Source organism: Candidatus Zixiibacteriota bacterium, assembly GCA_034439475.1.
GTDB lineage: Bacteria > Zixibacteria > MSB-5A5 > GN15 > FEB-12 > JAWXAN01.
Window position 1 is genome coordinate 12099 of sequence record JAWXAN010000048.1, and the last position, 21799, is coordinate 33897.

17 protein-coding genes are annotated in these 21799 nt (G+C 48.2%); 5 read left to right on the top strand and 12 right to left on the bottom strand.

The annotated features are described in order from the left end of the window. Nucleotide 1: 1 nt before the first annotated feature. Nucleotides 2–631, bottom strand: a complete 630-nt coding sequence (locus tag SGI97_06965; protein MDZ4723627.1) for a hypothetical protein — start codon at nucleotides 629–631, stop codon at nucleotides 2–4. A 92-nt stretch (nucleotides 632–723) separates the two neighbouring features. Between SGI97_06965 and SGI97_06970 the strand changes: the two genes are divergently transcribed. Next, nucleotides 724–1221 carry a hypothetical protein gene (locus SGI97_06970; GenBank protein MDZ4723628.1) on the top strand — a complete coding sequence of 166 codons (498 nt, stop codon included), beginning with the start codon at nucleotides 724–726 and terminating at the stop codon, nucleotides 1219–1221. Between the two features lie 4 nt (nucleotides 1222–1225). On the opposite strand, the gene rfaE2 is transcribed toward SGI97_06970, so the two are convergent. The 3 genes from rfaE2 to rfaE1 are packed head-to-tail and all read right to left on the bottom strand — an operon-like array spanning nucleotide 1226 to nucleotide 3672. Continuing rightward, nucleotides 1226–1693, bottom strand: a complete 468-nt coding sequence (gene rfaE2, locus SGI97_06975; GenBank protein MDZ4723629.1) for a D-glycero-beta-D-manno-heptose 1-phosphate adenylyltransferase — start codon at nucleotides 1691–1693, stop codon at nucleotides 1226–1228. A 10-nt stretch (nucleotides 1694–1703) separates the two neighbouring features. Further along, on the bottom strand, nucleotides 1704–2618 hold the full coding sequence (locus tag SGI97_06980; protein ID MDZ4723630.1) for a hypothetical protein: 915 nt from the start codon (nucleotides 2616–2618) through the stop codon (nucleotides 1704–1706). 31 nt (nucleotides 2619–2649) lie between these two features. Then, nucleotides 2650–3672 carry a D-glycero-beta-D-manno-heptose-7-phosphate kinase gene (gene rfaE1 / locus SGI97_06985; GenBank protein MDZ4723631.1) on the bottom strand — a complete coding sequence of 341 codons (1023 nt, stop codon included), beginning with the start codon at nucleotides 3670–3672 and terminating at the stop codon, nucleotides 2650–2652. A 122-nt stretch (nucleotides 3673–3794) separates the two neighbouring features. Between rfaE1 and SGI97_06990 the strand changes: the two genes are divergently transcribed. From SGI97_06990 to SGI97_07000, 3 genes are all read left to right on the top strand, one after another. Further along, complete coding sequence (locus SGI97_06990; protein MDZ4723632.1) at nucleotides 3795–4136, top strand: DUF3467 domain-containing protein; 342 nt, start codon at nucleotides 3795–3797, stop codon at nucleotides 4134–4136. After that, nucleotides 4129–5877, top strand: a complete 1749-nt coding sequence (locus SGI97_06995; protein MDZ4723633.1) for a 1,4-alpha-glucan branching protein domain-containing protein — start codon at nucleotides 4129–4131, stop codon at nucleotides 5875–5877. Before SGI97_06990 ends, SGI97_06995 begins: the two co-directional genes overlap by 8 nt. Before the next feature lie 846 nt (nucleotides 5878–6723). Beyond that, a complete protein-coding gene (locus SGI97_07000) occupies nucleotides 6724–8928 on the top strand; it encodes a PAS domain S-box protein (protein MDZ4723634.1) in 2205 nt (734 codons plus the stop codon). Nucleotides 8929–8961: 33 nt separating this feature from the next. Here the strand turns inward: SGI97_07000 and waaF are convergent, their stop codons facing one another. From waaF to mazG, 8 genes are all read right to left on the bottom strand, one after another. Beyond that, nucleotides 8962–10005 carry a lipopolysaccharide heptosyltransferase II gene (gene waaF / locus SGI97_07005; GenBank protein MDZ4723635.1) on the bottom strand — a complete coding sequence of 348 codons (1044 nt, stop codon included), beginning with the start codon at nucleotides 10003–10005 and terminating at the stop codon, nucleotides 8962–8964. Between the two features lie 4 nt (nucleotides 10006–10009). Then, a complete protein-coding gene (locus SGI97_07010) occupies nucleotides 10010–11506 on the bottom strand; it encodes a TolC family protein (protein MDZ4723636.1) in 1497 nt (498 codons plus the stop codon). A gap of 24 nt (nucleotides 11507–11530) precedes the next feature. Beyond that, on the bottom strand, nucleotides 11531–12847 hold the full coding sequence (locus SGI97_07015) for an ABC transporter permease (GenBank protein MDZ4723637.1): 1317 nt from the start codon (nucleotides 12845–12847) through the stop codon (nucleotides 11531–11533). Continuing rightward, nucleotides 12848–14122, bottom strand: a complete 1275-nt coding sequence (locus tag SGI97_07020) for an efflux RND transporter periplasmic adaptor subunit (protein ID MDZ4723638.1) — start codon at nucleotides 14120–14122, stop codon at nucleotides 12848–12850. Between the two features lie 156 nt (nucleotides 14123–14278). Then, nucleotides 14279–15166, bottom strand: coding sequence for a lysophospholipid acyltransferase family protein (locus tag SGI97_07025; protein MDZ4723639.1), 888 nt, complete (start codon nucleotides 15164–15166; stop codon nucleotides 14279–14281). Beyond that, nucleotides 15154–16131, bottom strand: coding sequence for a peptidase MA family metallohydrolase (locus tag SGI97_07030; protein ID MDZ4723640.1), 978 nt, complete (start codon nucleotides 16129–16131; stop codon nucleotides 15154–15156). The genes SGI97_07025 and SGI97_07030 overlap by 13 nt, the downstream gene beginning before the upstream one ends. A 293-nt stretch (nucleotides 16132–16424) precedes the next feature. Beyond that, nucleotides 16425–17705, bottom strand: a complete 1281-nt coding sequence (locus SGI97_07035) for a hypothetical protein (protein ID MDZ4723641.1) — start codon at nucleotides 17703–17705, stop codon at nucleotides 16425–16427. Nucleotides 17706–18110: 405 nt separating this feature from the next. Further along, nucleotides 18111–18917, bottom strand: coding sequence for a nucleoside triphosphate pyrophosphohydrolase (mazG, locus tag SGI97_07040; protein MDZ4723642.1), 807 nt, complete (start codon nucleotides 18915–18917; stop codon nucleotides 18111–18113). 163 nt (nucleotides 18918–19080) lie between these two features. Between mazG and SGI97_07045 the strand changes: the two genes are divergently transcribed. After that, on the top strand, nucleotides 19081–21747 hold the full coding sequence (locus tag SGI97_07045; protein MDZ4723643.1) for a valine--tRNA ligase: 2667 nt from the start codon (nucleotides 19081–19083) through the stop codon (nucleotides 21745–21747). Nucleotides 21748–21799: the final 52 nt, after the last annotated feature.

Sequence of the window (21799 nt, forward strand, 5' to 3'; positions counted from 1 at the left end):
ATCAGCTTTCCCTTTCTCTTATTGTTTCCTCAGCCGTAGCCAGTTTGACCGCCAGACGTGGATTGTCGCTTGTCCCTTGAAGGTGCTTGTAGACTTCGGCGGCAAGGCGAGGATAGCCCTGCGACATATAAAGGTCACCAATTGTTTCCGTAAAAAATATAACCGGCCGCAAGGATACCGGTTTATTGACGACTGGCTCGGAGGTTCTATTCAGTATGATTGTACGGGTTGTCCCGATCTTATGGGGACGAATATCGGACCGAAGACCTTCGGTATCTGGATCAATTTCAAGAATCCGCTGATAATTCGCAAATGCCGTCCACTCATCCCCGTTTTCAAAGCTTATATCCGCCAGATATTTCAACGCGACAAGATTGTCAGGGTCATGCGAGATAACCTCATAGAATTGCTGTGAAGCAAGCTCCTTCTGTCCGGCATAAAACAGCGCTTTGGCATAGATGAGCCGTCCGGACAAAAGTGTCGGTTCGTTCACCAATTGCTCTTTACACAACTGGACAACTCCCGAGTATTTCTTTTCCTCAAGTAGTTTTGCCGCATGGATAGGCCAATAGTCGGAATGAACGAGTGTGGCCTGAGCTGAATCCACTGGCGTAATTGCATGTTCTGTCATAGAATAAGAAATAAGCAGTTCTTCTGCTCAAAAAGCAAGTGTGGTTATAGGCAGTGCATATTTTTATATAACGCGAGATAAAGCTGAAACTGATGCGAAATGATAAAGATTTAACAGAACTACCCGTTCGCAGCCCCCAGCTTCAGCGAGTAGACAAGCGCATTTCAAGCTGGATGGAGCGCCACGGCATGGTCTTCCTGCGCTATTCGCTCGGCATTATTTTTGTCTGGTTTGGGGCCCTCAAAATATTCGGCATAAGTCCAGCGGCTAACTTAGCGGCTCAGACTATTACATCTATTCCCTCAGATATTTTTATTCCTCTGCTCGGGGTCTGGGAAGTGGCCATCGGGCTTGGGTTGTTTTTCAGGCCCTTGCTTCGCGCCGCTATCTTTCTGCTTTTCTTGCAAATGCCGGGCACTCTGTTGCCGCTGTTTTTACTTCCCGAACAATGTTTCACCAGTGTCCCTTTTGGATTGACTTTGGAGGGACAATATATCATTAAGAATCTGATTTTAATCAGCGCGGCAATAGTTATAGGCGGCACGGTTCGAAAGAAATCTGACCCGAAAAGGTTCGAAGAAGCAGTATAATTCGCTAAGTGTACATTTTCTTAATAATTGAACTCGAAGATCGGCCTTTGACAATGCGGACTCGTTTGACCTGACCGCTGTAGGATTTAAGGAAATCGGCTCCGACTATCTGATCTAATTTATAATCAGCCCCTTTCACAAGCAGATCAGGCCGGATACGCTCAATCAAACTCAAAGGAGTCGGGTCGCTGAAAAATATGACATAATCCACTGATCGAAGTTCAAGCAAAATCGCCGCCCTATCCGCCTGCTTTTGAATCGGCCGTGATGGTCCTTTGAGACGTCGCACCGAAATATCGCTATTCAGTCCGACGACAAGAATATCTCCGAACGATTTGGCTTTCTTTAGATATTCGATATGTCCGCGGTGGACAATATCAAACACGCCATTCGTGAAAACAATCCGCTTCCCTTTTTTTCTCAAAGGAGCCAGAATTAGTGCCAATTTGGCAAGAGTTGTCGGTTTGGACATACGAAATATGTCAATACTGATAACGCACGGCGCGGGTCTCGACACTTTTGCCGAGGTATCGGCTTCCGGTGGAGTCGACTTCAAAGCCGTACTCAATTTCTCGGACGGTCTTTTCCGAACGCATAAGCAGGGTTTCCATCTCAACCAGCATCTCGGTTGTCAGCCGCATGACTCCCCTTCCGGCGGGATAACGCTGCAAGACCGTATCAGGAATATGAAAAAGGTCTACTATCGCTTTTAGTGAAAGGCCTGAAATTGAGGCAAGTTCTTTCGGGCTGGTTGCTGCCGTAATCTTAGTCTGAACGCACCACTTTCCCTGTAAACGGAGCGTATCCATGAGCCTGCTGAGAATGTAATACTTTTGGCTCGCGCCTTCGGGCATGAGATAAAATGCCGTGTCAGTTATTTTAGAATCGAGCGAGACAACCCGATCCACCAAATTGGCGGCTCGGCCGTTCCACTCGCCAACCTCACGAGCGCTCATTTCTTCGACCGACAATGCCGATTTAAGGGCCCCGGCAGTATCTGGCGGAAAAATTGAATCAATAACAGCGGGAAGTTTCTCATATCCATTTATCCCGGATGCAAACCCTTCAGCCGTAATATCCATACTGGTTTCCAAACTCGCAAATATCAGTTCAAGTGGATTGTCCAAAGACCTGCCGTTGCGAAGGCTTCGCTGGGAGGTAAACTTCGTGTGGAGAACATAACCGGAATTTGATTTTTCAAGGGTATGATTGGAAACAATGATGGTCGAGTCTACCTGCCGTTCGCCGGGTGTTATCTGTAACCGCTCCGTCGTGGTTATCATGGTGTAATTCACTTTGGGTGGCGGAGAAAAATTCAGAATCCGCGCTTTTGAAGCGAGAACAGATAATGATAATACAAGAGCAAGAATCAGCAGAAGACAGGCGGGTTTTTTCATCGCGAGGAACAATCTTTCGTATCCATATACGTCAATGGGCTGCAACCCGCTTCAAATTTCCATCTTTAATATGCCGCTCAAGTTCAAGAGTCAACTGCTCGATGCCTATTGTCGCGGTGCCGATTTCTCCGACAGTATATCCCGCGGCGGCGTTGGCAATGATTGCGGCCTCAATGAGATCGGCTCCGGCAGAAACTGCGGAAACAAAGGCCGCAATGACGGTGTCTCCTGCTCCTGTGACATCGAATACTTTCCGGGCGAATGTCGGGATATGGGTTGCCGGGCGGTCAACCTGGAAGAGAGACATCCCTTCGGCGCCTCGAGTAATCAGAATCGATCTGGCTTGAAGTTTTTCAAGCAGGCCATTGCCGACTATCAGTAAATCTTCCTCATTGCTAATCCTTCGGCCAAAGGCAAACCCGGCCTCATGGTGATTGGGCGTTATGAGCGAGACATGTTGATATGAAAAGAAATTGGCGTCTTTCGGATCGACGGCAATGAATATTTTATTCTCTTTGCAGAATGGAATGACTTTGGCCAGCAGAGATTTTGTTATGACACCTTTGCCGTAATCGGAAATAATAACTGCCGCTATTTTCGGAGCAAGCTTTTCCAGATGGGACATAATCTCATTTTCAATGTCGTCTGAAAGCGGATGACGGTCTTCGCGGTCGGCGCGAACAACCTGCTGGGAATGCGCGATGATGCGGGTCTTAATTGTTGTCTGGCGCGTCTTGTCGACCACAATATGGTCTTGGGAGATTCCCCGCTCATTCAGGAGTTTTTGAAATTTGAGCGCGGCATCATCTTCGCCGACGGTACCAATCAGAAGCGGGCTGTCTCCGAGCGCGCGTACATTGGCCGCGACATTGGCCGCTCCGCCAAGCAATATTTTGGTGGAAGATATTTCCACAACTGGCACAGGCGCCTCGGGCGAGATGCGCTCGACCGAGCCGAAATAATACTCATCGAGCATAATATCACCGAGTATAAGAACAGATGAACGTCCCATCTGCTCGGTGATTTCATGCATGCGGTCGCGGCTAAGCGGCATATGTCTCCTCGGCGTTGGTATAACGCTTTGGTCTGTTAAAATCAGTTGACATGAAGCGTGAATATATTACAATGCATGACTATCGACAAGAAAAATTCGGCCATTAGAAATGAGGGTAAAGCATGGCGCAGACGCCGCAACAGCAAATAAATATCGAACTCGGGGAAAAAGAAGCCGAAGGCATTTACGCCAATATGGCAATGATTACCCATTCACCCACTGAAATCGTCATCGATTTCGCCCGTCTCATGCCGCGATCTCCCAAAGCCCGTGTTCTCTCACGGATTATCATGACGCCTATGCATGCCAAACTTCTCCATAACGCGCTGGCCGAGAATCTGAAAAAATTCGAAGGTCAGTTTGGAGAGATAAAGATTCATGGCGCTCCCGGCGGCGGCGCAAAAACAATCGGTTTCCAATCGGGCGAGAGCGAAGGGGATTCCACGGAGAACACGAATGCCTAAGGGCTACTTTGCTTTCGTCCTGCACAGCCACCTCCCCTATGTCCTTTCCCATGGCCGCTGGCCGCATGGAACCGATTGGATATGCGAAGCCGCAGGTGAAACTTATCTACCGATTCTCCGCATCCTCAATGAACTTGTAGCCGAAGGCTACCACCCGAAACTCACTATCGATTTTTCCCCAGTCTTATCCGAACAATTGGCCGACAGTTCATTCAAAGATGAGTTTGTCTCGTATCTGAATCAGAAGATTGAAGCCGCCAAAATTGACAGCGAGGAATTTTTTCGCCACGGCAAGACAAATATGCTTGCTAATGCCCACATGTGGGAAAAATGGTACAGTGACACCCTCCTACAGTTCGAAGATATTGGTCAGGATATTCTCTTCGAATTTAAAAAACTACAGGACGCCGGAATTGTCGAAATTATCACCTGCGGCGCGACGCATGGCTACTATCCTCTGCTGTCGCGGGATGAATCGCTTCAGGCGCAAACCAAGGCGGCGGTGAAAAACTATGAGAAACATTTCGGACAGAAGCCGCGCGGGATCTGGCTGCCTGAGTGCGCCTATCGACCCCGCTATGAATGGACTCCGCCTGTCGAAATAAACGGAAAACAGGAATCGTATCCACGCAAAGGGGCCGATGAATTCCTCTCTGAAAACGGAATTGACTTTTTTATCATCGACACACCGCTTCTGAAAGGCGGCAAAGCTGTCGGGGTATATATCGACCGCTTCGAAGCGTTAAAACAGCTATGGGCACAGTTTGAGAGCCACTACCAGCCGCGCGCCGAAGAGCATGATAAGTCACCCCGCGAGGTCTACCTTGTCTCCTCGTCATCGGAAGGGAAAAAACCCACCGCCATTTTCACACGCGATCCAGAAACCGGGATGTTGGTCTGGTCCGGAGAACATGGCTATCCCGGCGATGGCAACTATCTGGACTTTCATAAAAAGCGGTTCCCCGGCGGACTTCGCTACTGGGCGGTCACATCCCCAAAATCCGATCTGGCGGATAAAGTGGAATACGTCCACACAACTCCGATTAGTCGCATCAACGAGAATGCCGATCACTATGTCGCCAAAATCGAGCAGATATTGACCGACTACAACGCCGAATCCAAAAGAGAAGGGATTCTGGTCGCTCCGTATGATGCTGAGTTGTTTGGCCATTGGTGGTTTGAGGGCCCGATGTTCCTCAAAGAAGTACTCAAAAGAATTGATAAAAATAAAAATGTCGATGTCACTTTCCTCAGCGAAGACTTGGACCGCCGGCGTCCCAATCAGATAGTGTCAATTCCCGAAGGAAGCTGGGGACAAGGAAATCACCATTACATCTGGCTCAATGAAAGCAATGAATGGACCTGGAAGCATATATATGCCTGCGAAGCAAAAATGTGCGAATTGGCAAAGCGATGGACAGATGCCAAACACGGGAGTAAAAGCGGATTTGATTTTGAAACCGAGCAGGTCATTAAGCAATTGGCTCGTGAGCTTCTCCTGATGTCGGCCTCCGATTGGCAGTTCTTGATTTCAACTCTGTCCGCACGCGATTACGCCGAACTCCGCCTGACAGAACATTACGAGGACTTCGTCCGCCTTGCAGCTATAGCTGAGAAAAAACTTAATCATGAGCAGATATCTAAGGGCGACCGGCAATTTTTGGAGGACTGCTCCAAACGGGACATCCTCTTTCAGGAACTTGAGATTGAGTGGTTTGCCAAGGTTGAATATCCGGTCTGAGCGATTCGGCTCTTCATAACATCCGACACCATCTTACCGCAGGACGACTTGGTAATCTCAGTTCTTCTTTTCTTAATCTCGTAGCGATTCCGCCGCCGGTTCGCCACAGGCAAACGGTTCAGCGATTCATCAGGACTTATAAATATGCCCTCACCCCCGCCCTCTCCCATAGGAAGAGGGGGAAACCGAGTACCACTAATATGTCGTTGCGTGGAGCCCTGCTTCTTAGCAGGACGACGTGGCAATCTCATATTCACAGATATTCGTAGGTAGATGTCTTCTTAGGTTTCGATGACTATTAACAAAGAAATACTGTATCCCCATTATCCCCTTTCAGAGCAGTTTTTGTTGACTGCCACCATGCATCAAATACAATAAGGCTGTGTCGATAGCCAAACCTCCAACCGCTTGTCCGTACTGCCGCGAGATGATTCATTCCGAGGCCATAAAGTGCAAACACTGCCGGACAGAGATTGTTGTTCGGCCCGAGAAAAAGACGTCTATCTTAAAGCAATTCAATAACTTTCGCGTAGGATTTCTGATCGGACTCTGCTTTTCAATTATCCTTGCGGTGCTTGCTTACTTCCAGTTCAACTGACCAATTATTTTTTCATCGCTTAATTACGCAAATTCCGACATTCGCCCGACAGAAATAATCATTGTCCGGCTAAATGGTTGGCCCGCCTTTGCCGACTATATATTCAAGCGCAGCAATCAACTACGTCCGAAATCGGACCAGACAGACAACTTGGCCTGATTCAAGCGCAAAAATAATATGTAGACCAAAAAGGCCTTCTGTTCGTGGTTGTGCTGTTGATTTCAATCTTCTCTCTTATTTTTCTCTTGATGGCTTTAGCCCAAATCATCCGGCTTTACAAACTGGGGCGAGGACAACTCGGCTGGTTAATCTGGGGAATGGGAATTGGGTCAATATCGATTCTTCAGGCTGTAACAATCATTCAGTCCTTTCTAAGCCCTCAGACTTCTAAGACCGAATTCCAAAGCGAAATAACTGTCTTGATCGTTTCGCTTCTTTTTGTCAGCGGCACCACTTTTGTGTTTTCATTGCTGAAAACCGCGGTATATCGGAATGCGGCAGATGTGGTGAACGAAGAAAGAATGGAACTGCTCGATATGAGCGGAATCGAAGGCATTTTAGTCCATGAAAAAGGCGTTATTGTCGACGCAAATCAAAACCTCTGCACTCTTTTTGGAGCGGGCCGCCAAGAGATAATCGGCAGGTCTATTTATGACTTTGTGCCGCCCGATTGCCAACATGCCGTCAAACACCATATCAGTTCCGGCAGCACGGCCGGACTCGAAACGAAGGCACAAAAAAAAGATGGTTCGGTTTTTCCGGTCGAGACTAATGCAAAGCAAATTTTATATCTGGGACGAAATGTTCGTTCGGTCTCACTGAGAGACATCAGCGCTCGCAAACTCGCAGAAGAAAAACTGCTGAAATCCCTCGCGACCAATCGCGCTCTTCTTGATGCCATCCCCGATATAATATTCCGGGTTCGAACTGATGGTACTTTTCTCGATTACAAAGCGTCCAACAGCAATCTGCTGATGGTGCCTCCGGGCTATTTTTTAGGCCGCCGGGTAGGAGATATAATGCCCCCCCATATTGCAGAATCTATTATGCAGTTTATTTCCAAAGCCCTCAGCACAGGAATGGTGCAGATATTTGAATATGACTTGCATGTCAATGAAGAGGATCATTCCTTTGAGGCGAGAATAGCATCATGCGGGGCCAACGAAGTTTTAATTTTGGCTCGGGATATCACCGAGTCCTCAAAGGCCCTCGCCGCGTTGCAGAAAAGCGAAACCCGATACCGGGCGATAGTTGAGGACCAAACAGAAATGATCTGCCGCTTTCAACCTGATGGAACGATCACTTTCGCCAATGATTCCTACTGCCGCTACTTCGGAATTGACCGGCATCTATTGATGGGCAGCAATGTAAAGGAAGTGATTCCATCCGAAGATCGTGAGTCAACCTTTGCCCGACTGCGTAGCCTTAATCCTATTAATCCCGTTGTAATGATAGAGCACAAGGTCTTTCTTAAAAACGGAGCAATCGGTTGGAACCGCTGGACCGACCGTGCCATATTCTCTGATAGCGGAGAATTGAGAGAGTACCAGGCGATAGGAATCGAAATTACCGAACGAAAACGGGTCGAGGAGGCTCTTCGCGAAAATGAAACGCGGCTCCGCATGCTCACAAATCAAATCCCAGCCATCCTGTGGAGTATCGATAACAATCTCAGATTCACATCGAGCGTCGGCAGCGGACTTAAGAGGTTGGGCCTCAAACCGAACGAAATAATCGGCGTTACTTTGCATAAATTCTTCGGGCCCTCTGAAACTGATAATATCGCAATACACATGCACCGTCAGGCTCTCGATGGGACACCTGTGAGTTATCCGCACGAATGGGGGGGCAGCAGTTACCAATGCTATCTTGAACCGCTTTTTGGAAGTGATAATGAGATTGTGGGATGTATCGGGGTCGCTGTTGATGTGACTGATCAGCAGAACGCGCAACTGGCGCTTACAAGAAGCGAGGAGCGCTACCGCCTGTTCATCCAGCAAAGCAGCGAAGGTATTTGGAGGATTGAGCTCGATTCCCCAATTAATATCTCTGACAGTCTCGAAAACCAAATCGAGCAGTTTTATAAGCTGGCACGCCTCGCCGAATGCAATGATGCCTTTGCACAAATGTACGAGTTTGCAAGCGCTTCAGAAATAATTGGTATTCCGCTGGATAAACTGCTGATTCGGACGGATCCTAAAAATATCGAGTTCCTCTTTGCCTTCATTCAATCCGGATACCGCCTGACCGATGTCGAAACGCATGAACAGAACAAGAACGGCGATGACATCTATATTCTCAACAATTTGATTGGGGTCGTTGAAAATGGGCTTTTGGTCCGGGCATGGGGCACTCAGCAAAATATCACTGAATTAAAGCGCTCTCAGCATATCGCCCTCGCTGAAAAACAGAGCAAGCTGGAATCAGATTTACAAATCAAGACGCTTGTCTAAAATTAAGTATGATGCCAACGGGCAATCCGCGATTTATCGCACAACCGCTGTCAGTAAATGCGTGACCTCATCCATCACAGCCGACACCGAAATCCCCCGCATACATCTCATAAAGTCTTCCCCTTTTAGCGGACAGACATTTTTCACACAGCTTATGCAGGGCAGTTCACTCAGACGGATCATTCGTTTGTGGTCAGAGAGCGGGGTTGTTTCCATCGGATCATCAGCGCCTGAAAGCACCACCAGTGGAGTCCCGACAGCGGCGGCCAAATGAGCCGGGCCGGAGTCGTTGCCGATAAACACTTTGCCTCGCGAGAGAATACCGGCCAGTTCTCGTAATGAGGTTTTCCCAGACAAGTTTACTATCCGGCCCTGGGAGTCGGAGGCTATCTGGTCACCCGTTGATTGATCATCGCCGGAGCCGATAAGCAGAACTTTTAGATCGATTCGCTCAATAATTTCCCGCGCCAACCTTGCATAATTTTCACTCCCCCATCGCCGTGATTCAGCTACAGACCTAAACGCTATCACCGCAAATTCATCGGCGTCAGCGATTGAGAATCGTGACAGAAGTGTATTGGCGGCGTCAGTGTCCTTCTCGTTGAGAAGAAACTTAGGGGATATGTATTCAATGTCCATCCCAGCTCCTCTGCGCAATAGATCGAAATAGACTTTCGAACGATGTTCAGAGTTGAGCGGCGACGGGGCCGCCAGAGGTCGGGTAAGCAGAAGTCGGCGCCCATCGGAAATATAGCCAATGCGCTCTTTCACTTGACCGAGACTAAATCCCGCCGCGGAGCCAAACGATGGCGGCAGGATATAGCCGACATCAAACCGCTCAGGTGTGAGCAGGTCGCGTATCCGCATTACTCCCACCAGACCATGAGCCTGTTCTTTGGGAATGGTCATGATTCTATCGACAGCCGGATTTGAGATGAAGAGATCAGCAAGATTTTCCGGAGCGAGTACTGTGACTTTTGAGTTCGGGTATGCCTCGCGGGTGTCGTTAATCATCGGCAACGCCATCAGGCAGTCCCCGAGATGATTCGGAACTCGGATTATAATTTTTGTGGCCATCGTGCTACGACGAAAACTTGCTCTCGAGGTCAATTCGGTTGATCAGATAGGTTTTCAGTTCGTCGAGATATTTGTCGCGGGCTTCAAGATGAAAAATCTTACTTCCAAGGTAGGTTATCTCAGATATCTGTCCATCTTCATATCTCCCTTTTGCGATCGAAAGACGGTTTTGTGCGAGGTCGATTTGTTTCCGAAATATCTCAAGCCGGCGATAGCTGACATCGATTTGATTGACAAGATTAATAATCGCTGCGCGGGCTGTCTTCTGGGCGCGTTGATATTCTAATCGAGCCTGATCGGCCTGAAAGCGCGAGGCTTTGACCGCGGCGCTTCCTGAGCCGCCATCAAAAACAGGCAGTTTGAAGTTAAGGGAAATACCATACGAAGAAGTTTTAATGTCATTGTTGAATACGCCGTCGACCCGTCGTGTTTCTACTTTTCCTCGTCCAAAGGAATAATTAAGCCCGAGGTCGCCGGTCAACCCATGTCCAGCCGCCGAAAAGTCCGCAGCCCTTTTGGCTTTAAAAAATTCATGTTCCGCTTTGTGGATTGAAACCGAGCTTTCCCATCCGTTTATCAGTCTCTCTTTGGTCGCTGGGTCAAAGTGATTTGTGATAACTGGCTCGGTCGCATTTATCGCTTCGGCGACATCGATGTCAAGAAGTATAGCAAGATCGCGCTTTGTCTGTTCCGCTGTGGTCTGAATCTCGAACTGCTGAAGCTCGGCATCGAGACGTGTTGAGGTCGATGTTAAGTATGTCTCTTCTGAAACGACCCCGTCAATCAGTTTTGCCGAATCGATCGCCGTTTTGAGAGTCGCTGCGTTCAGTTTATTTCCATAGAGCTCTGATTGAAGTGTCGTCTTGAGTGTTCCCATATACGCCTCTACCACTTCTTTTTTGAGAGCAGCTTCGGCTTCGTAGCGATTCACTTTAGCTATTTCTAAATCGTCACGGCGATTGTGCAGTTCGTTTTTTGCGCTCGATGGTTTGAGCAATGGCTGTGAAAATGAGAAGTCAAAAAAACCTCGGCGAGTGTCATCAAACACAACCGAATCCAAAGAGAAGGGCGCGCGAAAATCCGGATACCGTTCCGCTTGATTAAGCAGATTCGCGCGGACAGTCAGATCGCCGCCAGTTAATAGACTCTGCTTTAACTCGATGAAAGAATTGAAATCAACATTCCGCCTTGGCACCAGCCCCTTCTGGCCAAAAAATTCATCATACGATTTGTTTGAACTGTATGACGGAACTGATCCATTAATTGAAATCGCCGGAAGATAGAAATTGATACGCTTGGCGGAATAATTCTGTTCGGCGACTTCGAGATTGCCTTTAATCATTTCTCCGCGGGCAGTGCGTCCAAGTGCGATATCGATTGCTTCGTCCAAAGTCAGATCGCGCGCCTTGGCATCAGGTGCATGAACACACAGAGCAATGCACACAGCGGCAATCAGCTGTCTGGATAAACTTGAACTTCCGAGGATATATATTCGACTCATTGACTTCCCTTAATTAGATAATTTCTATTCGTAACGCAATGATTCTATGACATCGAGCCGCGCGGCCTTTTGTGCCGGATACAGTCCAAAGACAACTCCCACAGTTGTCGACACCCCCACAGCCAGCACGATCGAAAGCGCAGACACAATTGTCGGCCATCCGGCATAGACGCTTATTCCCTTGGAGATCAACAGACCAAGAATCAATCCGATCGTGCATCCGAGCAAACAAATGGTTACGGCTTCAATGAGAAATTGTCGCATGATGTCATTCTGGGTTGCTCCGACCGCGCGCCGAACTCCGATTTCGCGGGTTCGTTCAAGAACAGTCGCAAGCATGATATTCATAATTCCTATTCCTCCGACGAGAAGAGAAAGTCCGGCAATGGCGCCCATGACGATATTGAATATCTCCTGTGTTTTCTGTGTCTGACGGAGAAGAGACTCCGGAACAACAATCTCATAGTCTTCCACACCTGAGTGTCGGCGGGCAAGAAGTCGCTCGATAAGTTTTGTCACCCCCGATACGTTTTTGAGGTTGGTGACGGTCACGGTCAATTGGTCAATTTCAGGCGTGTTGTAATTCTGTCCGGTGGAGCCGTCATCAATTATAAAGAAGCGGCCGCGGCCGCCGCCACCGGTCACATTACTGGCCAAATCAGTCCTGTCGAATTTCTTTTGCGCGGTGTTGAACGGGATATAGACATCTTCGTTGAAATTCTTCAACTGAAGTCCCTCGACTTTGCCCCGTCCGATATATTTGTCAGCCATTACGCCTATGACTGTAAAGTCCAAATCCCCTATCCGAACTGCCTTACCAATCGGATCGGAAAAGGCAAAGAGAGATCGTTTTGCTTTTGAGCCCAAGACGCACACCTGTGTAAAATCGGCATTGTCGCTGTCATTGATAAACCGACCGCTTTGGACTTCAATTGATGACGAGAGCGTGAACTCCGGAGTGGTGGCAACCACCCGCACTGCGGCTTCGTGTCCCCCATGAAAAATACTTGTCACCGGCTCAAAACGCTGAGGCACGACGTTGAGAACTAACTCTTTGAACTCGGAGATATTTCGGCCATCCTCCAGAGACAGTCCGGGGGATTTCTGAAAATTCTCATCGATTCCCGGGCGTTCCTCGGGAGTTTTCGCGTTCACGATTATATTGTTTATTCCCAAAATTGAAATCTGCTCCAGGGCTTCCTGTTTGGCGCCCTCGCCAATGGAGAGCATGGAAATCACCGCCGCCACACCGATAATAACGCCCAACATGGTGAGAAGGGTGCGGAGTTTGTGCGAATTGAGCGATTCGACTGATATTTGAAGGACGCGCGAATAATCCACTTAACGTCCCTTGCGAGTCATTACTCTGGCTCCAGCCGGCGGCTGTCCTGCCGTTGGCGCCGATTGACGTCCTCTGTTTAATTCGGGTTCGGTCGCTTTTTCACCCGGTAGGCCGGCTTCGTCGAGGGTCGGATCTATGAGACAGATGCTTTCGTTACCGTCAAGCCCGGAGAGGACTTCGATTTCCATATCGTTGCGCCGGCCAACTTCGATTGGCATTTCTTTTTTATCATCACGGTAGACAACGGGACGTCCTTCTTTTTCAAAGACAGCTTCGAGCGGAACCGAAATGATATCATTCATACGGTCGATGATAATCCGTCCCGAAGCAGACATGCCGGGTTTGAAACTGTCGTCCTTATCGAGGATTGCGATGTCGATATCGAAGACATTGATCTTTGAATTCGGTTCTTTCTTTCTGGCCAGCGTCCCTTTTTTATAAACGATACCTTTGTACGTCCTGTCGGGGAAAGCATCAAGCTTGACAATAACTTCCTGTCCCGAGTCTATGGTGCTGGCATCGACTTCGGATGCCGTAGCCCGGACAATCATTTCTGATAAATCAGGAAGATTCACAAGTCCCTGTCCCGGCCACGGTGAGTCGCCAGCCTGGACTTTGCTCATCGATCCGCCCTTCCAGATCTCAAGATAGACAACCATACCGGGAATCGGAGCAGTGACGGTCAACTGCTCAAGCTCCTTCTGTGCGGCATTCACTTTGTCCTGAGCTCGCTGGACTTCGAGTTCCGCTTTCTGAACATCGGATTTAATCTGATCGAGTTTCGCCTGAAAGTTAAGTTGAGCCAGTTCGAGTTCGAGTTTGGCTTCCTCGGCAAGTTTGGGGGCGTCATGCTTTTTTTCGTCGTAGTTGCGCTGAGCCTGTTGAAGCTCAAGTTTCAATGATTTGTCCTGGATAGTGTATTCTTTTGTGGTCCGCTCAAGCGCAGTGCGGTTGATTTTAAGCGAAGTCTGCTGGTCGGATAGTTCGGTCATGACTTGAGTGACATCAAATTTAACAACCGGATCGCCGATATTGACCATTGAGCCTTCGGGCGCAAGCCAAGTCAACTGCAGAGAGCGAATTCTTGGAGTGCTCAACACGAATGCCTGTTTGGCATCTATCGCGCCATTGACATTAAGGCCGACAATAAACTCACCTTTTTTCACCTGTGCAGTTGGAATGTCAACGGCAGTCGCAAACAGGGCATTGACACCGTAGTAGCCTACTAAGACTACGCCCAAAGTTACACCGACAATAATCATCTTTTTCTTCATGGAGTATTCCTATGGTTGCAGCGCGATAGCAATCGTTTCAATTTCTCTGTTCAGCCAATATTGTCCGCTTTTGCTCACTCCGGACGCTAATCCGGTATATCGCCGATGGACGTTTTACGACATTAACATGCCTAAGTTGCATAATGTTTCCACAAATCAGCTTTGCACTTTCCATCGCCTATGCGTCCACATCCACTGGTCAGGGTATTGACGAATGGTTTGCTCAAAAAATTCAGTAAATTTTTTGGTGATGGTCAAAATCTCTGTTTCCTCGTTGTTGGCCGAGCCGGGATAAATAATATCTCCTCGCATAAGAATGTGTGAATCATACTTTTCCCGACGCATCATGAGCGGAATAATCGGGGCTCCCGTTCGTATCGAAAAATATGCCGGCCCTTTCGCCGTCGAGGCCATTCGGCCAAAAAATGGAACCATGACGCCGCCAGAAGGCGCGTGCTGGTCAGCCACAATGACAGCCAAGCGATTGGCTTTAAGGGTCTTAAACAGCTGCCTTGCGCTCGCATTGGAAGTAATTATGCCTCCTCCCAAGTCAGCCCTAATCGTATTTACCATCGAATTGATGTATTTATTGTGTTGTTTGGCAACCATGAAATCCACTGGAAAGCCCGATGCGGCGACCCAAGCCCCTGTCAATTCCCAATTTCCAAAGTGGCCGAAGACAACAATGCCACCTTTTCCGTGTGAAAGTACTTCAATTAATGCTTTTCCTGCTCCGCCGCTTTTGATTATCCGCTTGGCTGTCTCTCCTTTGAGTTTACCGAGGCGAGCGAGCTCCACAACCGTCCGGCCCATGTTTTCAAATACTTTTCGCGCGATAATGACTCGTTCAGCTTCAGACATTGAGCCATTGAAAGCCTGTCTGAGATTTTCGAGGGCAATTTTTCGGCGTGAGGCAAGCAGACGATATGTCAGCTTTCCTAAGCCCGCTCCGAAAGCATCGGCCTGTGAGGAAGTGAGTAAATTTGCGATGAATGCTCCTATTCGCGCCGCAAAGTATTCGAGGCTGTGACTTATTGACGCCATCGCTCGTCATCATCCAGATCGGCCTGCTCCGGTTTGTCGGAGTCGCCATAATCGAAATCAGTCGATTGAAGCCGCTCTTCGTCCTGCCATTTTTTGTAGAATTTCCTTCGCTGGCGGTATTTTACAATTCCGACAACTACAAAAAACAGCGCAATAATGAGCCAAAAGTACATCGTATCCGCCAATAGACTAACAGCATTGAATCGACTATTCAAATATACATGAAACTCCCGCTCAAAGTCAGGATAATTAGACCCGGTGGAATATAGAAGAGCGCGATCCACGCTGACACCTGTCGAGATTGAATCAAGGAACTGGTTGACGACTATAACTCCATATGTGTCAAAAAGATAGTTTACGGCAACAAACGATGTGGAGTAGGCGGTCTGAGCTTGGTTTTCGTTGAACATATTGACATCGTCAATTTGTGAAAGGGGAATTAATTGATTAAAGACGGCCGCCTTGCTCATGGCCAGGTTGTTCGACCAGTCCCATTCTGATGACGCTCTCATCGAAAGACCCTCGTCGAACCACCGTGGGGCGCTAAAAAGCCCTGTTCTATCGGCCAATGCCAAATGGGAATACTCGTGTATCAGGAGTTCTTGAAGTGATTGGCTGATATTAAAGCGGCGCGGGGACTTGATAACGGCCATCTTTCTGTGTGGGATAGCCGCCGCGGCTCCCCAATCAGGGAATTTGCCGCCGATAAGTGAATCAAAGAGCAGCGGGCTTTCAACTATGTAAATGGATGGGCGGTAATCGATTGTGTCCTGAAGAAGTCCAGTGAGATGACTTTTTGCATAGTTGAGAGCTGAGTCAACAGCGGACAGGGAAATAGATTTTGCAATGTGATACGAGAAGTGAGCGGACTCATGATGATCCAGAGTCTCCGCGCTTGTCTGGGCAGGCTGTAGAGTCAACACCAATAGGAAAACCACAGTCGCAATCATTCGCTTGATGAACATGGATGCAAGATACGGTTCCGAGAAGACCCACCGCAAGCGGCGGGGTACCCGAACTTGATGCAAACATTCCCGACACTGTCTTTGCGAGGAGCGAGGCGAAGCTGAGCGACGCGGCAATCTCATGTTCTTCTTCTCTTTGGTGCGCGACAGGGACGTCCCGCACGAAGAAGTTAGGTGGCCCGTCCACCGCAGGCTCCCGACAACAGAAACAATAAATATCCCCTTCTAACAAAAAAAGCCCGGCCAGTAATGGCCGGGCTTCAAAAAGCGAATAATTCGCTTATAAAATCAGACTAGAACATCTCGTAGAGGGCTGAGATACCAAAATTCATCGTTTCTTCGTTGTAGTTGTTGTCTGTTGATGCGCCGCTGATGAAGTTGAAACCGTTCAAGAACAGTTCAGGGTTGATATGGGTATCGAGATGGAGACGGTTGAAGTTGAATCCAAGACCGACATAGGTCATGTTATCAGGGAAGTTGTACTTAGTTTTGTCATTGGTTGAAGCCTCGAATGTCGCATTGTCCCAATACGAGGTAGCTCCAAGGCGGACATCAAGCCATGTCCAGACATCGGCCTCAAGACCCATCTTGAAGTAAGGCAGAGTGAAAACATTGAGCTTATCTTCAGTTGCTGTCCCACCAACTGGTGCTACTTTATCTTTCAACGTAAAGTAGCTGAATCCGAAATCGAGAACTGCGAGAACATTAGTTGTCGGAACATAGTGAAGGCCAGCACCGCCGGAAAAATTAATTCCGCTGAATTCCTGTGTGCCAAGGGATGTTGAACCACCACCAAACTGATTGGCTTTAAAGCTATAGCTAATGAAACGAGCATGTGGGACTAGAGTCCACTGCGGATTGACTGTATGGAACCAACGACCAGCGAGGAAAAAGCTCATATTTCCGTCCGGATCGTTATAGAAAGTGCTATCTGTCGGGCGATCGGTCCATGAAAGTAAGCTCAAGCCAGCGGCGACATCCCAAGTCGCTGCTGCGTTGGTCAAACCGAGCTTAAAGTCCCATTGGCTGAATGACTCTTCGTCTGAGCCACCACCTGGCGTTGCAGGCTCTTCTTTAGAGCTGGCACCGCTATAATTGAGGTTAAAGCCAAAATTGTTGCCACCGAGCATACGTCCGTAGAATAGAGAGACACGCTGTGTGCCACTATTGCTAGTCAGAGGATCGGATGGGAAGGTGAACCAGTTAGTAATATCAGGGGAAGGCAGACGATAGGGTAGCATTGTCGCAAAGCCGTAGTTGCTTAACTCAAACGGGTCATTGTCATTATAGAAGTAGGTTCCGAGAACCCATGGTCTGTCGGAGCCGAATTTCCAGTTGATACCGAACTGGGCAAGCGAACCGCCGTCATTCCAGTCACCGTATTGGTTATATCCGAGTTCGCCGGTGGCGAGGTTCGGATACATATTAATTCTCGACGGCCAGTTCCAGATGTTGGCATCGTCGACGAGGATGTCATAGTTTTCACCCATTGTCAATAATCTGTTGTTGGTGGCATTAGCATTCATGCTAAGCGCGACAACAAGAACAAAAGCTGACGTTAAAATTCGTTTCATTTCTATTTCCTTAGTTAAAAAACATTTCCTTTAAAACAGTGAGGCGGCCCAAAACCGACATTTACCGGATCTGTCCGAAACTGGCTTTTGGTGCGCCGTTTCAAAATGAGATGAACGGTCATCCCATTTACTGGGTCATAGGCATTCCTCCTTGAGAGAGCCGGTCAAAACCGACTTCAGTACGCTTCCTATGAGCATTCTCAAATCAAAATCTATAAGCAAACGAATCTTCTCTTTGGCGCTTCTTCTCATAAGTGGGGCTAATATTATGAGCCATCCAAAGCGGACACAACAAAAAAATAAGAATATTCCTCCCCCCTGTTTTTTCCTATTGACATGCCTTAAACAGAAACCAGTCAATAGGTTAGATGGCTTAACACTAAGGATTGAGATGTTTTTGAGTGATTATTTTTTTGATTTTATTTGCTGCCAGATGGCTTCAAGCTGGTCAAGAGTGAGGCCGTCGAAGCTTTTGTGCTCGGCTTTGACCACTTCTTCCAGTTGTTTGAAACGATACTGAAATTTGGATAGAGACCCTTTGAGAGCAGATTCGGGGTCGACTCCGACTTTGCGGGCAAGCGATGCTACGGCAAAGAGCAAATCGCCGATTTCATCTGCTAAACGCTCTTTTTCAAGTGTCGGTTTAGATAGTTCTTCTGAAACTTCCTTAAGTTCCTCATGGATTTTTTCCAGAACGTCAGCAGATTCCTTCCAGTCAAAGCCAACCCCGCCAGCCTTTTCACCGATGCGGAATGCTTGGGTGAGGGCAGGCATGCTTTTGGGAAGCCCGGACAATAGAGGCTTTTTGTTGTCTGTTCTCGACTTTATCTTCTCCCATTGGTCGCGAACCTGCTGGGCATCGAGATTGGATCGCTTCTCAAAGACATGTGGGTGGCGCAGTAGGAGTTTGTTCACAATACTCATGATAGAATCATCGACCGTAAATGTCCCTGCCTCTTTCGCAAGCTGGGCATGGAAAACGACTTGGCAGATAAGGTCGCCGAGTTCTTCCTTCAGATCGTCGGGATTGCCCGATTCGATTGCTTCGATAACTTCGTAGGTTTCTTCGATGAGATAAGGAAGCAAAGACTGATGAGTCTGTTTGCGATCCCAGTTACACCCTTCAGGGGAGCGGAGAATTTCCATTAGCCTGACCAAACGCTCAAAAGGGGTTTTTGCAGGGTCAAGAACTTGTTTTTTTAGGTCGTGCATTATATCAGGCATCTTTCAATTTTCAAGCCGCATGCCTTAGAACGGCGCTACGGCCAACCGGCCTTTCTTGACAAGACTGATAACCGTCTCTATACTAACAACTTTTGTAACTGCCACGCATTCGCGTAAACCGCGGCTGGCCAATATAAAGCGAAGTAAAGAGATGAGCAACGAAATCGAACCGCAACCGAAAAAGTCCTCTGCCTACGACCCTCAGGAAGTTGAAGACAGGTTGTACGCCCAGTGGCTGAAAAAGAAATATTTTCATGGGGACCCCATTTCACCCAAACCGGCATATTCCATTGTAATTCCCCCACCGAATGTTACATCGATTCTCCATATCGGGCATGCCCTCAATGTAACCATCCAGGATGTGCTTGTTCGGAAACACCGCATGGGCGGATTCGAAGCCGAATGGCTGCCTGGCTCAGATCATGCCGGTATCGCCACACAAGTGCTAGTTGAAAGACAGCTTGTAAAAGAAGGACTCACCCGGCGCGAAATGGGACGCGAGAAATTTCTTGAGCGCACCCACGAATGGGCCCACAAAAACAAAGACACTATTTTAGAGCAGATCAAAAAAACCGGATGTTCATGCGACTGGGACAGGACGAGATTTACCCTCGACCCGGAACTTTCCCATGCGGTGACCGAAGTTTTCAAGCATCTTTACAACAAGGGGCTGATCTATCGCGGAAACCGGATTGTCAATTGGTGTCCGTCGTGCAAAACATCGCTGTCAGACGATGAAGTCGAACATCAGAATGTTGACAGCCATCTCTGGTTTATCCGTTATAAAGTGAAAGGCTCCGATGATTATCTGACTGTGGCAACAACGCGTCCCGAGACGATGCTCGGTGACACCGCGCTGGCGGTAAATCCGAAAGATATTCGTTTCAAGAAATACATTGGCAAATCGGTCATCCTCCCTATTCTCGAACGTGAAATTCCGATTATCGGCGACAGTTATGTCGATATGGAGTTCGGCACTGGAGTGCTGAAAATAACTCCTGCCCACGATGCCAACGATTTTGAAGTCGGAAAACGGCATGACCTACCGCAGATTAATATTTTCAATATTGATGGCTCGCTCAACGATGAGGCCGGCAAGTTTAAGGGACTCGATCGGTACGAGGGGCGCAAACAGATTGTCGATGAACTGAGCCGCAAAAATCAGATGGCCAAAATAGATCCGTATGTTCTTTCGGCTCGCACATGCTATCGATGCCACAGCATGGTCGAACCGCTTCTGTCCGAGCAATGGTTTGTCAAGATGGCCGAGTTGGCCAGACCCGCGCTTGAGGCGGTGAAATTCGGAGAACTTACTTTCTATCCTGAATACTGGACCAAAACGTATCTGCATTGGATGGAAAATATCCGTGACTGGTGTATTTCGCGCCAACTCTGGTGGGGACATCGGATTCCGGTTTGGTATGCCGAAGATGGCACCATGTTCATTTCAGCAGAGCGTCCATCGGCTAAAGAGACCAAAGGGTATGACCCGGGGACATTAGTGCAGGATCCCGATGTGCTCGACACCTGGTTTTCCTCATGGCTCTGGCCGTTTTCGACATTCGGCTGGCCGAATGAAACACCGGAACTAAAGAAATTCTATCCGACAAAGGTTTTGGTCACGGCATCGGAAATTATTTTTCTTTGGGTGGCGCGCATGGTTATGGCAGGATATGAATTCATGGGCAAATCGCCATTTTCGGATGTCTATATTCATGGCACAGTGCGTGATGCCAATGGGATTAAAATGTCCAAATCTCTTGGCAATGGAATTGACCCGCTTGAGATCATAGAAAAATATGGCGCGGACTCGCTCCGCATCTCGATGATTCTGGCCACTCCCGACGGCGCTGATCCCTGGATAAGCAAAAATACATTCGAGAATGGGCGCAATTTTGTCAACAAACTCTATCAGGTGTCGCGTTTTGTTATTATGCGACTCGACGGACGCCCGGCCGAACTAAATAAGTTTGATGAAAACGATCTGGTTATTTTTGACCGCTGGATACTCTCAAGGCTTGAGCGAACAATCGAGACGGTGAATAAGGCCTTTGATGAGTATCGCCTCGCGGGGGCATCGAAGACATTGTATAACTTCGTTTGGGATGACTATTGTTCATGGTATATCGAGTTAATAAAACCCGACCAGCCCGGTGTGTCGATTCGGAAAACATCGCTCGATGTTGCGACGTATGTGCTTGATAAAATCCTGAAACTCATGCACCCCTTTGTGCCGTTTGTGACAGAGGAGATTTATCAACAGTTGATTGGCGACACCGAAGCAACAATCACTTTTGGGCCTTGGCTTGAGAATGAAAAGCATTACCGCGATGACGCGCTAGAGGATTCGCTCAAACAAATTCAGGAAGTGGTAACGGCCGTACGCGGGATGCGGGTGGAGCTGAATGTCCCGCCCGGCAAAAAAGCTGATTTGCATATCCGGGTAAGAGAGGAATCGCATGCTGAACTGCTTCAGAACCATGCCGAATATTTCAGGTCATTGGCGCGTGTCGAGAATTTGACCGCCGGAACGACTGTCAAGAAACCCCCTTTTTCGGCATCGGCGGTGATTGCGGGCGCGGAAATATATTTGCCCCTTTCGGGACTTATAGATATTGATGTCGAAAAAGGTCGCCTGCAGAAAAATCTCAATGAGCTTAAAGTCCAGCTTGAGAAACTCTCCAAGAAAATGGGGAATGCCGATTTTCTGGCCAATGCGCCGAAAGATGTGATTGACAAAGAGAAGACAAAACGCGAGGATTATGAGGAGCGTATTGAACGCCTGAACCGAAACCTTGAACAGATAATGGGCTGGTGAGGATAGAAAATGAGTCTGTATGGATTGTTGTTGCTAAAGAAGGCAATAAAAC